13 protein-coding genes are annotated in these 14,982 nt (G+C 39.5%); 3 read left to right on the plus strand and 10 right to left on the minus strand.

Annotation, left to right across the window (positions count from 1 at the left end; genetic code table 11):
- Positions 1–121: 121 nt before the first annotated feature.
- Entirely contained in the window at positions 122–2,059 is a 1,938-nt protein-coding gene (locus H7T93_RS06965) for a GbpC/Spa domain-containing protein (RefSeq protein WP_201041712.1), read from the minus strand.
- Between the two features lie 410 nt (positions 2,060–2,469).
- Between H7T93_RS06965 and H7T93_RS06970 the strand changes: the two genes are divergently transcribed.
- The 3 genes from H7T93_RS06970 (at position 2,470) to H7T93_RS06980 (ending at position 5,197) form a co-directional block, all read left to right on the plus strand.
- Positions 2,470–3,210 carry a CPBP family intramembrane glutamic endopeptidase gene (locus H7T93_RS06970; protein ID WP_201041713.1) on the plus strand — a complete coding sequence of 247 codons (741 nt, stop codon included), beginning with the start codon at positions 2,470–2,472 and terminating at the stop codon, positions 3,208–3,210.
- A 234-nt stretch (positions 3,211–3,444) separates the two neighbouring features.
- Positions 3,445–4,341 (plus strand): LysR family transcriptional regulator, encoded by an 897-nt coding sequence (locus H7T93_RS06975; RefSeq protein ID WP_175057423.1) that lies wholly within the window; start codon positions 3,445–3,447, stop codon positions 4,339–4,341.
- 10 nt (positions 4,342–4,351) lie between these two features.
- Positions 4,352–5,197, plus strand: a complete 846-nt coding sequence (locus tag H7T93_RS06980; RefSeq protein ID WP_175057422.1) for an aldo/keto reductase — start codon at positions 4,352–4,354, stop codon at positions 5,195–5,197.
- Between the two features lie 202 nt (positions 5,198–5,399).
- Here H7T93_RS06980 and metG read toward each other — a convergent pair whose 3' ends face one another.
- The 9 genes from metG to frr form a co-directional block, all read right to left on the minus strand.
- Positions 5,400–7,403 (minus strand): methionine--tRNA ligase, encoded by a 2,004-nt coding sequence (gene metG, locus H7T93_RS06985; RefSeq protein ID WP_195918138.1) that lies wholly within the window; start codon positions 7,401–7,403, stop codon positions 5,400–5,402.
- Positions 7,404–7,512: 109 nt separating this feature from the next.
- The gene (locus H7T93_RS06990) at positions 7,513–8,391 is read right to left on the minus strand and encodes a hypothetical protein (protein WP_195918137.1); all 879 of its coding nucleotides are present in this window, start codon (positions 8,389–8,391) and stop codon (positions 7,513–7,515) included.
- Between the two features lie 129 nt (positions 8,392–8,520).
- Positions 8,521–9,612 (minus strand): hypothetical protein, encoded by a 1,092-nt coding sequence (locus H7T93_RS06995; protein WP_195918136.1) that lies wholly within the window; start codon positions 9,610–9,612, stop codon positions 8,521–8,523.
- A 152-nt stretch (positions 9,613–9,764) separates the two neighbouring features.
- Entirely contained in the window at positions 9,765–10,463 is a 699-nt protein-coding gene (locus H7T93_RS07000) for a hypothetical protein (RefSeq protein WP_022496241.1), read from the minus strand.
- Positions 10,464–10,588: 125 nt separating this feature from the next.
- A complete protein-coding gene (locus tag H7T93_RS07005) occupies positions 10,589–11,653 on the minus strand; it encodes a PhoH family protein (RefSeq protein ID WP_021144620.1) in 1,065 nt (354 codons plus the stop codon).
- 79 nt (positions 11,654–11,732) lie between these two features.
- Positions 11,733–13,001 carry a LysM peptidoglycan-binding domain-containing protein gene (locus H7T93_RS07010; RefSeq protein WP_021144621.1) on the minus strand — a complete coding sequence of 423 codons (1,269 nt, stop codon included), beginning with the start codon at positions 12,999–13,001 and terminating at the stop codon, positions 11,733–11,735.
- Positions 13,002–13,240: 239 nt separating this feature from the next.
- A complete protein-coding gene (locus H7T93_RS07015) occupies positions 13,241–13,456 on the minus strand; it encodes a YozE family protein (RefSeq protein WP_002885591.1) in 216 nt (71 codons plus the stop codon).
- Positions 13,457–13,464: 8 nt separating this feature from the next.
- On the minus strand, positions 13,465–14,322 hold the full coding sequence (gene cvfB, locus H7T93_RS07020; protein WP_201041714.1) for an RNA-binding virulence regulatory protein CvfB: 858 nt from the start codon (positions 14,320–14,322) through the stop codon (positions 13,465–13,467).
- 89 nt (positions 14,323–14,411) lie between these two features.
- Positions 14,412–14,969 carry a ribosome recycling factor gene (gene frr, locus H7T93_RS07025; protein WP_002885567.1) on the minus strand — a complete coding sequence of 186 codons (558 nt, stop codon included), beginning with the start codon at positions 14,967–14,969 and terminating at the stop codon, positions 14,412–14,414.
- Positions 14,970–14,982 lie beyond the last annotated feature (13 nt).

The raw sequence follows: 14,982 nt of genomic DNA on the forward strand, positions 1-14,982 counted from the left end.
TTTAGCTTACAGAACTGCTTGTGAAGCTCTAGAGGATGAGTTCGAGTAAATGTTGCACTTATTCTTGCAATTTATCAAACTAAAAAAACTAGGAAATTTCCTAGCTTTTTTATGTATTATCTTAGTGTTTACGTTTGTAAGTTGAGATACCGAACAAGGCCAAAGCTGATGTCACCATAGCTGCACCTGCTGCTGCAGAAGCTGCTGTTGATTTTTCACCAGTAGATGGAAGAGCTGGAGCTTCTTCTTTTACAGGTACTGATGTTGGTGTTACAGGTTTACCTGGTGTAGGTTCTGTTGGAGTTGTTGGTACTTGAGGTTTTGGTTTCTCAGTTGTTTCTTCAACAGATACAAAGTTTTTGTGGTAAGTAACTTTTGCTGAAACAGTATTTGGAAGAACAGGTTTGTTTGGTTCTTCTGGCAATTCAGGAACAACTACTGTTGAGTTAGTTGCGAACCAGTAAGCAGTTGGAACGTTAAGATTATTTCCGCTTACGATGAAGTCCATTGGTTCACCCTTGAAGATTGTTGCAGCAGCACCATAGTAGGCATTCTTCGTACGAGGTGTTCCATCTGGGTTAATTGCATCCCAACCTTCATCTGTAACTTCACCAGTTGTTGGATCAACTGTTGGGTCACTGTTAAAGCGTGAACCGTTAGCCACAAATTCGTTATCGTTTGTTGCATAAGCATAACCATCTTCATGCAAAGTGATAGATGAACCAGGAATTTGAACGTATTCATTACCATTCAAACCAACTTTTTCGATGTGGTTTCCAAGCTCAGTGTTCCAGTGGTTAAGTGATGAGATACTCAAAACTGATCCGTTCTTAGACAAATCAAGTGGTGTCACTGATGACTCAGAATCAAAGAAGTTCAAGTTCATCTTAACGTGAAGTTTTTTGTTAGTGTCGTCAGTTTGTGAACCAATGAAAAGTGTCTTAGTTGGATCGTGGTACAACTTAACAATGGCTGAACCATCTGTACTTGGTGTTTCTACCAAAGTGTAAGTTGCAACGATTTTTTTAACTGGAGTACCATTGAATGATGTTCCGTTTAGGTTGTTGTATGTTACAGTCAATGTTTGACCTGTAGCCATCTTCAACCATACATCTTCAGTATATTCACCGTCAGCATTGATAGTGTATTGTGAACCATTAGCGGCACTGAAGTCACTTGGAATGTAACGAGATGTATTGAATTGTTCAAGAATGTCATCTACTGAGTGACCTGATTGGATTGTTTTATCCAAGTAGTCAACAGAACCTGCTGAGTTTTCAACAGTCATTGTAGCATCAGATTCTGTTTTATAGATTAAACCAGTAGCATTTTCAGCCAATCCTTTTGTCAAAAGACGAGCAGTTGTTCCACCAGTGTATTCTTTATAAGCTTTTTCCCAAGCAGCATAAGCAAGAACGTCTTGGTAGTATTTATCCAATTGTGTCTTGTAATCTGCAAGTTTTTGTTTATATTCTGAAACCGCAGTTGTCAAAGCTGTTGTTTGAACTTTATTGTCATTGTTAGCAGCTTCAACGCTAGTGTGTTTAACACCTGCTTCTTCTGTAGCTGTGAATCCCCCTGTTGCAACAACATTTGCTTTAGCAGATGTAAGAGCTGCATCAGCTTCTTCACGAGTCAATTTATTTTCAGAAACAACTGTATTTGAAGCTTCTTGAGCATCTTTAGCTGCTTGATTTTGAACAGCTTTAACATCAGCAGAATCTTTTGATGCTGCTGATGTCGTTGTTGCAGCTTCAACAGCATTATTGAAGTCAGGATTTGAAACTTCAGCAATAGCTTTAGTTGTTGTTTTTACAGTAGTATCTGTTTCAGTAGTAGTTTTTTCTTCTGTTCCAGGTACTGTAGTGACAACTGCTGCATCTCCTGTTGTTTTAACAAGATTAGCACTTGATTCTGTAGCTGTATTTGATACAGTTGCATCAGTATCAGTAGTTGTTGCTACATCTTTAGCTTCATCTGCAGCTGCTACACTTGTAGCTGCAAGTCCTGCAAGCAATACGCTTGAATACAATGTTGTTTTAAATGGATTGACTTTCATTTACACTTTCTCCTTCTTGGTTAACATTTTATTAACCTATTTTCTTCACCGTTTAATATACTACCGTGATTTTCAAAATTTGGCAATAGCTTTCTGAAAAAAAAATTATATATTTGCTACATGTTTTTAAAATTTGACACACTTTTGTTATATTTTAATCATTTCTTTACAATAAAGAGTAATTCGTAAGGATTTTACAGAGTTTTTACTTAATACTTTCTTATAACTGTTCATTTATTTCTCATAATAAACTGTTTCAACGATAGAATAGGCTTTCTATTAGAAGCAGGTCATCAAGAACTGGCCTCTTCATAACTAAAAACACATAAAAAACACCTTCAAGACCTTGACTTTAAGCGTTTTTCGTCGTATGCTTGAAAAAAATGTTAAGAAAGTTGGGGGACTTTTCAATGACAAAAAAAGAAATGAGATTGCTGATCCTTCTTGGGATTAGTATTATTTTAGCGAACCTTGTACTTCGTTTGATTCTTAGGCCTCTGCCTGAGAATATAGCTTATCTCATTAAAACGCTTGGCCTTATGTGTGTGTACTATTTCATCGTACAGAGACGCCTCGGATTAAAGATCAAATCGACAAAAAAGATAAGTTGGTCTGAAACCCTAAGTGTTTGTTGGTTGGTTCTTTTGGCAGATTTTTTCTTTCTTTCTGCGGTTGCTTTGGGTATCAGTAAAGCACCTCACATGATAGGAACTGCCTTGATTATTGCCTTAGGAGCCGGTTTTTTTGAGGAATATTTTTTTCGTGGACTTTTCCTTAAGCTCGCCTTTCAAGATGGTATTAGATCTTCAAAACAGGTTTTAGGAGTCGTTTTCTTGTCTGCCATATTTTTTGGATTGGCCCATCTCGGAAATCTTACTCACCAGCCCTTGAACGCTACCCTGTTCCAAGTTTATTATGCAACAGCTATAGGCATATTCTTTGCTGCTATTTACCTACGTACCGGTAGCCTCTGGTGGACTATTATTCTGCACTTTTTGATTGATTTTGGTAGTGTCCTTATCTCGCAATCAACACAGGCTGCACCAGCTACAAGTATCTGGAATTTCATTTTCTGGCTACCTTTAATTGCCCTAGGACTCTTCCTTATTCGTCCTAAAAAATTGAAAGCCATTAGATATCTTAATGATTAATATTTCAAACTGCATCCCATAAGTTAGATTTTCAGTGTCTAACCTGTGGATGCAGTTTTTTCATTTGTCAGAACTGCTTTCTTACGACTTATCTCAATTTCCATAATTAAAAACGATTTATTCATAGAAATTTCATATCAGGTCTTCATCTATTCCTATCAGAATTTTGCTGATTTTAGACTTCTCATTTTGTTATAATATGACCTACAATCATATTTTTTAAAGGGGATGCTTATGAATTTTCAACAATGTCGCTATGTTCAGACTATCGCTGAAACAGGGTCTTTTAGTAAGGCTGCTAAAAAACTCTTTTTGACTCAGCCCAATCTCTCAGCATCCATCCGTGACTTAGAGGAAGAACTTGGTGTCCAACTCTTTGAGCGTTCCAATACAGGAGCCAAACTAACTGATGACGGTCATGATTTTCTCAAATACGCAAAACGTATTCTTGGAGAGTTAGATCTCCTAGAAGGACGTTACCGTAAATCATTCAAGAAATCATTCACTGTTGCCAGTCACCACTACGATTTCTTATCACTTCCCATGGCTCACATTGCCCAACGTTTTCGTAGTGATTATCAAGAATTTCAACTGATTGAAACAACGACTAGGAAGATTCTCAAAAGCGTTGAGAGCTTCGAAAGTGATCTGGGGATTATTTATCTAGATGAAGACAATGACCATATCCTTGAACGCAGTTTCCAACACATGGATCTGACTTTCACCCCACTCGGAGAGTTTGAAACTAAGATTTTCTTAGGTCGCCAACATCCCCTAGCTAACAAAAAATCCCTTAACCTCAAAGATTTAGAGGGATACCCACAGGTCCGCTTTCGTCAAGAAAGCTCTGGAATCCATTTTGACGAAGATCCTCTCGAGGTTCTGCCTGACCAACAAGTGATTTACAGTAATGACCGAGGCAGTGTCATGAATTTGCTCTGTGCCTCAGATAGTTACGCTTCTGGCCTCGGTATTGTTAATAGTTTCATTAAGGACCAAATTGTTTTACTTCCACTAAAGAACAGTCCAAAGCACACCTTGGGTTTTGTGACCAATAATAAACAGAAACAATCCGCAATTATTCAAGCATTTATCGAGGAAATTCAGGATAGCTTACTACCCCACCACTAAGGAGAAGAAAATGGAATTTCAAACACTTAATAATGGCATCAAAATACCCGTGCTTGGTTTTGGTGTCTGGCAAATTTTCGATCAAAAAGAATGTCAAAAAGCCGTTGAAGATGCTCTTTCTGTAGGCTATCGATTGATTGATACTGCTAGCCTTTATCGAAATGAGGAAGCCGTGGGACGTGCCATTAAGGCATCTGGTATCCCTCGCGAGGAGATTTTCCTGACTAGTAAGGCCTGGATTAGCCAGCTTGGCTATGAAGACACCAAATTAGCCCTAAAAGAAACACTTCGCAAACTAGATACTGACTATCTTGATTTATATTTGATTCATCAACCTTTTGGCGACTTACATGGTGCCTGGCGTGCTATGATTGAGCTTAAGCATGAAGAACTTATTAGAGCCATTGGTGTTTCTAACTTCTCAACAGGGCGTTTGGCGGATTTTGCCTTGCAGACACCGGTCATTCCAGCAGTCAATCAAATCGAGTTGCATCCCTATAAACAACACAAACTGATCCAGAAAGCTGATAAGGAATTTGGCACCCTAACGCAAGCCTGGGCTCCTTTTCATAGAGGAGAGGATGGTATTTTTGAGGACCCAACTCTGACTGCTATTGCTGAAAAACATGGCAAGACAGTTGCCCAGGTCATCCTCAGATGGCAAACCCAGCAAGGCATTCTGACCATCCCTAAAACTACCCATATCGAACGAATGAAGGAAAACTTTAATAGCTTTGACTTCCACCTAGACCAAGCAGACCTTGACGCTATCGGTAAACTAGACCGATACCCAAATGCTTATGGACCTGATGAAAGTGTGGAACGCATTAAGCATTTATTGAAATATAGTGTATAAAAAAACGAGTTCGACTGAACTCGTTTTCTTATACACTAGGTCCTCTTAAGACTTTCCTTAAGAGTAGATCATTCCGATTTTAAGGAAGCAAAACTTTCGAGCACTCAACAAAGATCTGTTTCAAGCGCTTTACTCACAACTGAAGATTAGTAAAAAACAGTTTCCCAATTCAAAAAATTGAAAAACTATTTTTTATGATATTTTACCCAATCACACTTCCGTTTGGAACCGATGGATCTACTGTCAAGACTGTGAGTTTGCCGTCATGTTCTGCGGAAAGAATCATACCTTGGCTGACATATTTCTTCATCATCTTACGTGGTTTGAGATTAGCCACGACTTGAAGTTTCTTACCGACCAATTCTTGTTCGTTTGGATAGAATTTAGCGATACCTGAGAGGATTTGACGATCTTCACCGTCACCAGCATCAAGACGGAAGCGAAGCAATTTGTCTGAACCTTCGACTTTTTCTACTTCTTTAACTTCAGCGACACGGATTTCAACCTTGTCAAAGTCGTCAAATTTAATTTGGTCTTTTTCAGACTTAAGTTCGACCTCTTCTGGGTTCCATTCCTTCTCTTGAGGTTTGCCTGAGTTCATTTGAGATTGGATGTAGACAATCTCTTCGTCCATGTCCAGACGTGGGAAGATTGGAGTTCCTTTTGAAACGACTGTCACATTTTCTGGGAAGCCAGAAAGTTCAAGATTTTCAAGGTCAAATACTACTGGCAATCCAAGTTGTTCCATAATGGCATTTGAAGTTGTCATCATGAATGGTTGGATGAGGTGGGCTACCACACGAAGGCTAGCCGCCAAGTGAGCCATAACCGCTGCCAATTGTTCCTTGTCACCATCTTCTTTGGCAAGGACCCAAGGAGCTGTTTCATCGATATACTTATTGGTACGTGAAATGATATTCCAAACAGCGTCCAAGGCACGTGGGAAATCTACAGCATTCATTTGTTTGTGGAATTCTTCGATATTCTCAGCCACAACCTTAGCCAAATCAGCATCAAAGTCTGTAACGTTCTCAACATAGGCAGGCACTTGACCACCGAAATACTTGTTAATCATGGCAACTGTACGGTTGAGGAGGTTTCCAAGGTCGTTAGCCAATTCGTAGTTGATACGAGCCACATAGTCCTCTGGTGTGAAGGTACCATCTGAACCGACTGGAAGACTACGCATGAGGTAGTAACGGAGTGGATCAAGACCAAAACGCTCTACCAACATTTCTGGATAGATTACGTTTCCTTTAGACTTAGACATCTTACCGTCTTTCATGACGAACCAACCGTGGGCAACAAGACGTGTAGGTAATGGCAAATCAAGAGCCATAAGGATGATTGGCCAGTAGATTGAGTGGAAACGAAGGATATCCTTACCAATCATGTGGATGATTTCGTGGTTTTCATCATTTTGCCAGAATAAATCAAAGTTACCATGCTCATCCTGACCATAACCAAGGGCAGTGATATAGTTGATAAGAGCATCAATCCACACATAAACCACGTGTTTTGGATCTGATGGTACTTTTACTCCCCAAGTAAAGGTTGTACGTGATACAGCCAAATCTTCCAAACCTGGCTCGATGAAGTTTTTCAGCATTTCATTCATACGACCATCAGGTTGGATAAATTCTGGGTGTTCTTTAAAGAAGGCAGTCAAACGGTCTGCGTAGTTGCTGAGTTTAAAGAAATATGATTCTTCAGAAACCAACTCTACTTCATGTCCTGATGGAGCTACCCCACCAATGACATTACCTTGCTCATCACGGTAAACTTCTGCCAACTGACTTTCAGTGAAAAATTCTTCATCAGAAACTGAGTACCAACCTGAGTATTCACCAAGATAGATATCTCCTTGTTCCAAGAGACGCTCAAAAACTTGAGCAACAACTTTTTCATGATAATCATCAGTCGTACGGATGAATTTATCGTATGAGATATCCAAAAGTTGCCAGAGGTCCTTAACACCAACAGCCATACCGTCCACATACTCTTGTGGTGTGATTCCTGCTTCTTCAGCCTTTTGTTGAATCTTTTGGCCATGTTCATCAAGCCCAGTAAGGTAGAAGACATCATAGTTCATCATACGTTTGTAACGTGCTAAGACGTCACAAGCAATGGTCGTATAGGCAGAACCAATATGTAATTTACCAGATGGGTAATAGATAGGTGTTGTGATGTAGAATGTTTTTGTCATTTTAATTTCCTTTCATGTGTTAACAAATGGGCAAACACTGATGATATAACATCTTATTATAGCACGTTTTGAACACTAAAAAAACCAGCTAAGCTGGTTTTAAACATTACTAGTTTTGGAAGCGCTTTTTATCAACTCTAACATCACGTTCATAGTCATAATCTAATTTCTTCACGTCATCCCCTGATAGGCGTTTGAAACTTCTTTCTTCAATAAGTTTGCCTTTCTTATTATAAGTTGTAACAATCAATCTATCACCCTTAACCTTGTATCGAACGGTTTCTTCAAGAGACTCTTTGTAGGATTTAACGTAAATCTTTTTACTTTCATCGTTATCAGCCTGAGTTCGATATTCACTTATTTTGTATTGATTATCTACCGCTTGGTCAATGACTTTGGTATATTCAGATAGTGACATGGTTGGTTTAAGCGTTCCTGACCAAGCATCTGGACGGTATGCTTCGTCAGTATCATAGTCCGTAAAGTCAACCAGATTGTTCCCGCCAGCTAAGGTATAAAAATAAAATTTAACATTATTACCTTTGACTTTAACAAAATCATGAGCCTCTAGACCACTTTCCTTGAAAGATTCCATACCATCAACCATTTTCTTCTTATCTTTATGGTAAAAGCGATAAGTTTCAAGCAGATAGGTTTCTTCAGGTATTTTACCACCTTGTAGGTGCATAAATGCATAGCCACCAAATGAAAGCGCAACTAGGACAATCGCCCCCACTACAGAAGCAATAATAATTTTAGCTTTCTTAGACAAGCCTGTCTTAGCAGGAGCAACTTGTGAAACGGCTTGTGTCACTTGGTCACTCAACTGAACTTGCTGTGGATTAACACCCTCGCCCTTAGACTCTTGAGAAATAAATTCCCCATTAGCTTTTGCTTGTTGGATTTCTTCCTCTGTCGGCTTACGATTATTGATTGTTTCGAAATAATCTAACCACTCTTTTTCGTTCATAAAAATCCCCTTTTTCATTGATACTTCCATTCTACCAGAAAAAATACTCCAAAGCTATTTGACTATTTTCATAAAAATAAAGCGGTACCAAGATGGAGTTTTGGCTCTCCTTCTTGTACCACTTTACTCATTTACATCATTGGCTGATTAAATTTTATCACTAGATTTTTTACTACTATCGCTTGAATCTGATTTTGATCCACTATTCTTACCATCATTATATCCGCCATAGGTATCACCATAGTCATTACCATAGCCATAGCCGTAATCGTAGCCATAACCATAATCATAGTAATCCTTGAAGTCATCATACTGATCACTATAAGTCTTCAAATCTTTCTTATAATCTTTGATGGCATCCTTATAGTCATCCCAGCGCTCCTCAGCGTCTCCCTTACTCATACGTTTATAAGTAATACGTGACTGAAGCTTCCCTTTTTTATCATAAGTAGTCAGAGTGTATTCATCACCATGCTTGACATAAGTACGTTTTTCCTTCAAGGTATCTTTATATTCTCTTGTTGTTTTTTTAACGACTTTGTCAGCTGCCTCTTTGGTATAGAAGGAATAGTCTTTTCTCATCTTTTTCATGAAGTCTTTTGTGACATCTTCGACTTGATCCGCATTTAAAACTTGACTTTGTGTTTTATTCCACGGATCAAATACCTGAGGAACATCTATCTCATAGTCCATCAAACTAACATATGATTTATTGTCACTCTCTACTAAATTGTAGGTTCTAGATTGATTATTCTTTACAACTACAAAAGACTGAAACTCCAAATCCTCGTTCTTGTATTCATCTATGCCGTCAACCATTTTATCTTTGTCTTCATCATAACGAGAGAAAGAAACTACCTCATATGTTCCATCTGCAATCTTACCTGATTGGTAACGCCATAGTGAGTAGCCTCCAACGATAAGTAAAATCGCTGCCAAGGAACCAAAGACTGATGCCAAAATAATCTTAGTTTTCTTAGACATACCTTTTTTAGTAGGTACGACTTGTTGGAAGGTTGCTGTTGTTTGGGCAAACTGTGGCTGCTGTGTCATCGTTATCACAGGTTCAGCTGGCTTAATTGGTCTTTGCTCCGTCGCTTGTCCATTTGAGCCAAAGACGTTAGGGTTAGGTCGTTCAAGGATAAACTCGCCTGCTGCTTGAGCTTGAGCTAACTCTGCGGGAGTTGGTTTGCGACCGTTGACTAATTCAAAGTACTCAATCCACTCTTGCTGGTTCATAATAATCTCCTTTTTTATTGGTCTACCGTTCTATTGTACCAAAATAAATGGTGAAATAGTATTTGACAATTATCATAAAGACTGTAAGGTTTTTTAATAAATCATTAGGCTATGATTCTCGATAGAAAAGAGCTGCTTGCTCGGTAAGTGGTTCAACGCCAGATGAGATAATCCCCATCATGCCTTGAATAATTATAATACTTCAAGGCATGCTCATAATCCCTATCATAACCACTTTTGACCCCTTTGGCTTCCTCTGAGCTCAATCGTTTAAAAGTTCTACGCGACTCAATATGTCCATCATTAGCATAAACAGTCAGAACGAGACCATTAGGGCGCTTTTCATAAGTTCTTTTTTGCTTCAACATTTTTTTATAATCGTCTACACACCTTTGAACAGATACTTCTTTTACTCTTGAATACTCCTCTCCCTTTTTAGAAATCTTATCTATATGAGAAATCACTAGAGCTTCATATTCAGAGACTGTTAGATCCTGTTTCAAAGTCCCTGTACGTGGGTCAAAAGTCTGTGGGAGCTTTTCATCATGCTCAAATGGTGAGACAAAAGGTTCCCCATCCCCCACAAAAACATAATAAAATTGAGATTTCATATTCTCAACAACTATAAAATCCTCATATAAGCTATCATTATTCTCTCCTCGCTCAGTCCAATTTATCAATTCATTGGAATATGCCGATTTATCCTCGTATTTTATCATCTGATAAGTGCCGTCTGGAATATAGTTCTCTTGATACTTCCAAAATCTTCCCTCTCCTATGGCTATCAAGACTGTCGCAACAAGTCCAAGTAATACAATGATAGCAATCTTCCATTTTTTTGCCCTAGTCATACTTTTTCCCTCCTTATTGCCCCATTCTTCAATACTATTTTACCAAAAATAGGGGAAAAGCTGATAACATGACTACAAAGGAAAAGAGGTTGAGAACACATATTCTCAAACCTCTTTTTAGCTATTTATTTTTTAAGATCCTCAGCACCAATAACTGGGTATTCAGTCAATCCTGACGCTACTTCTTCTTCAACCTTGTTTGCTTCCTCTGATTTTCCCTCAAAGTCAAGCTTAGGTGCATCTTTTTCATAGGCATTAATGATATCAGCTACAACTGGGTGACGTACGACATCGCTAGCAGAGAAGTGAACAAAATCAATAGCCTTGATTCCTTTCAATTTCTCCATGGCATCGACAAGGCCTGATTTAACACGACGTGGCAAGTCAATCTGACTCATGTCCCCATTGACAATCATCTTAGAATTAAAACCAAGACGAGTCAAGAACATCTTCATTTGCATGATGGTTGTATTTTGTGCCTCATCAAGGATAACAAAGGCATCCTCTAGGGTACGACCACGCATATAAGCGAGGGGGGCAATCTCAATAATTTCACGTTCCATAAGGCGGGTCGTTTGCTCCTTACCAAGAATTTGATAAAGGGCATCATAAACAGGACGAAGGTAAGGATCCACCTTTTCCTTGAGATCACCAGGCAAGAAACCAAGACTCTCTCCTGCCTCAACTGCTGGACGTGTCAGAACTATACGTTTAACTTGACCACGTTTAAGGGCTGTAACCGCAAGGGTAACCGCTAAAAAGGTCTTCCCTGTACCAGCTGGACCAATCCCAAAGACCACATCATGATTTTTGATACTATCAACATAGACCTTTTGTCCTAAAGTCTTCACTCGGATAGGCTTACCACTGTTGTCCTTGATAATCTCTTCTTCATATAAAGCAACAAACTTATCAATCGAACCATCTTGAGCCATGGTTAAGGCTGCGACAACATCTGAAGTGTTGACTAGCATTCCACGCTCCACCAAAACAAGGAGGGCTTGAATGGTCAAACGGGCCAATTCAACACTTTCCTCGTCATCACCAAGGATTTGCACACGCTCTGTTCGAGCATGAATAATAACATTTAGGTTTTCCTCGATAAGTTTTAGATGGCGCTCATTGGTCCCAAAAAGTGACAAGACATCATCTGGGTGATTTAGGGTAATTTCAACAGAATACTCTTGCAAATAGAGTTCCTCTTTCTTTCGTATTTTTCTCCATTATATCAAAAAAATCACGCCAGGCGTGACTTTTTATTATTCTGACTTATTCATTAAATGACACGTGAACGTGGTCATAGTGGTTTTCAGTAACGCTACCACGGTCTGGCATTTGGTTCCATGTGTTAGCTGGTCCGTAGATATTATCTACTGGTGCGTAGAATTGTTGTCTGTAGATGACATATGAGATACCTGCATTTGAGATATTGTCTACAGCATATTGAGCGACTTGATTACCAACCTCTGAACCAACTGGTACCATAACGTCAACGGCAAGTCCTTTACCATGGTCTTGTGGATCACCTTCACGGTAACCACCGATATCAGTAAGACCAAATTGTGCCGCTACATCTTGACGGAAAGCTTCAGCTTGTGGTTGAAGGTGTGGATCCGTTGGAAGTGTATTCGTTGATGCAGGTTGTGCTGCTGGTGCCTCTGAAGCTACTGGTGCTTCTGATGCCACTTCTGATGTTGCTGCTGGTTCTACCGCTGGTTGTTCTGCTGGCGCTTCTGAAGCAGCTGGTGCCTCTGAAACAGCTTCTGATGTTGCTGCTGGTTGCTCTGCTGGCGCTTCAGAAGTCGCTGGTGCTTCTGAAGACGCTTCTGATGTTGCTGCTGGTTGCTCTGCCGCTGGAGCTTCTTCTTTTACTTCAGGCTGTGCTGGTGTTTCAGCAGCTGGAGTAGTTTCTGCTTCAGGTGTAGCTTCTGCTGACGCAGTGACATGATCAATAGCATCAGCAACTGGTTGTTCAGTTTCTGCGTATGCTGGTGCTTCTGATGCTGATGCGATAGCTTCTGTTACTTCTGAAACAGCTTGAGTTGATTCTTCTGTAGCAGGTGCTTGAGTAGCTGTTGTGCTTACTGTTTCAACTGGAGCTGTCAAGTCCGCTGCAACTACAGATTGACCATTGACAGTCACTTCGTTAGTTGTCAAATTAGCTTCTGCAACTACAGGTGTAGTTGATGTTTCTGAAGCTGGAGCTTCAACTTTAACAGAGACAGCTTGATTATCAGCATTGTAAGTTGCTGTCAAGACTGTTCCAGGGTAAATCAAATCAATGTTTGTGATTTGATTGATGTTAGCCAAAACATTCACATCGATACCCATTGCTTCAGCGATACTTCCCAAAGTATCACCGTATTGAACTGTATAAGTTTGTTGGTTATCACTTACAGCGATATCTGCTTTGATTTGATCTACTGAACGTGCTGCCCAGTTTGAAGTTTCATCGGCATGTACGTGACTTGCAGCAAAAAGTGAAAGTGCTGCGGTCGAGTAAAGAAGTGCCTTTGTTGTTTTAGATTTTGATAACATGTATAATTCATTCCTTTTTTAACAATTTTAACACCTACAATAATACCACACTTTTTGTCAAAAAAGGGGTGATTTACTGCACTTTAAAGCAATTACTAACTAGTTGTAACAAGCCTAATTTATTGAAAAACAGCTGAGATATTTGTAAAAAATTGTAACAATTCATACCAATTCAAATGGTAATTACTTTTTAAAGAAAATGCTAAAAGTCATTATGCTTATCGTAGACTTAGTCGCTATTAATGAGCCAGATAATCTTCCCAAATCTGGTCAAACTGCCCCAGATTAAAGGAAAAGCTAGCTTGATCTTCCAAGTAACGACTGACTTCTTCGAAGTCATCAGTATGCTTCGGGAAGGTTGAATCTTCAAAAGCCAAGTCAGCCAAGATTGCTACTGGTTCATTGGACTTTGGATTACGCTGGGCCATCAGCCAAGTATAAAAGGATTTTCTCATGCCTTCTCCTAACCGATTAATTCTGTTCCAAACTGGTCTTGTTTGATTTTTTTAGCCTTCATCAGACCACCTAAAGCTTTCTTAAATTGTCCCTTAGAAATACCGAAGGTTGCCTTGATATCTGCTGGTGATGACTTGTCATTAAGCGTCATGAAGCCACCATTGCTCTCTAAATAAGTCAAAATCATCTGAGCATCATTTTCAAGCATTTCAAAAGAACGTGGTTTAAGTGAAAGATTGAGGGTACGGTCAACTTCTCTGAACCCAATCACACGCGCTTCAAGGACCTGACCTAAGCGTGGCTCTGCATAACGTTCTGATGGATGGATGAAACCAAGCATGTTATTCTCTGGTAGATAAACAAAGGTTCCTGAGAGTTTGAGACGGTAGGCAATGGCTGGCCATTTTTGGTTTTGCATATTATCGTAAGCAGGACCAGCCATACGTTGAAAGACCTCAGGTTCAGCAGGAAGCCCCCAAATACGGTCTTTTTTATCAACATCGAGTTTGATATAAAGCTTGTCGCCTTTCTTAGGCCAAAGCTCTTTGAGTTCGGGCAAAACATCAAGAGAGACAACAATCTCCTTATCTGGAATTCCCACATCTACAAAGACACCCAAATCCTTACGAACTTCAGTGACCTCTCCCCAATCGTAAGAATCATGAGTGGCTTTGATTTCTTTTTGAGTCAGACGTGATTTTTGCTTGCTATCTGTATAGGCGAAACCTGTCACCATGTCACCAATGGCGTGTTCCCCTTCTTCTTTAGACAAGGCAAAGGTCACACCGTCCTTTTGAACAAAATAAAATTTGTCATTTTCATCAGTTACTAGGGCAGTAATAATTGTTCCAAGTAATGTATTCATCTTTTTTCCTCAAAAAGAGAGTCGGACAAGGAAGCTAACATAGTCCATGCTCTTTTGCTTCTGTCCCACTCTCCTTATTTTTCTATTGATTAAACAGTAAGGAGTTCTTTTTCCTTTTCTGCTGTCATGCTGTCAATCTTCTTAACAGCATCATCAGTTGCTTTTTGAATATCCTTTTCCAAAGCTTTCAATTGATCTTCTGTGATTTCTTTGTCTTTTTCTTGCTTCTTAGCTTCATCCATAGCATCACGGCGGATGTTACGGATAGCGATTTTAGCATTTTCACCGACTTTTTTCACTTCTTTAGCCAACTCTTTACGCGTTTCTTCTGTAAGTGCTGGGATAACCAAGCGCACAACAGAACCATCGTTAGCTGGGTTAATACCAAGATCAGATTCGTTGATTGCACGTTCAATATCAGCGATTGAGCCTTTATCAAATGGTGAAATCAAAAGGACACGTGCTTCAGGAACAGTGATTGAAGCCAATTGGTTAAGTGGTGTTGGGGCACCATAGTATTCTACAGTGATACGGTCAAGAAGTGATGCATTGGCACGACCTGCACGGATAGATCCAAATTCACGGGCCAATGACTCATGTGAGTGGGCGAAACGTTCTTTTGCTTTTTCAATAATTGCGTTTGTCATAAATTCTCTCTTT

Origin of the sequence: Streptococcus sp. 9.1 (assembly GCF_016648815.1) — a bacterium.
In the GTDB taxonomy this organism is placed as follows: domain Bacteria; phylum Bacillota; class Bacilli; order Lactobacillales; family Streptococcaceae; genus Streptococcus; species Streptococcus salivarius_E.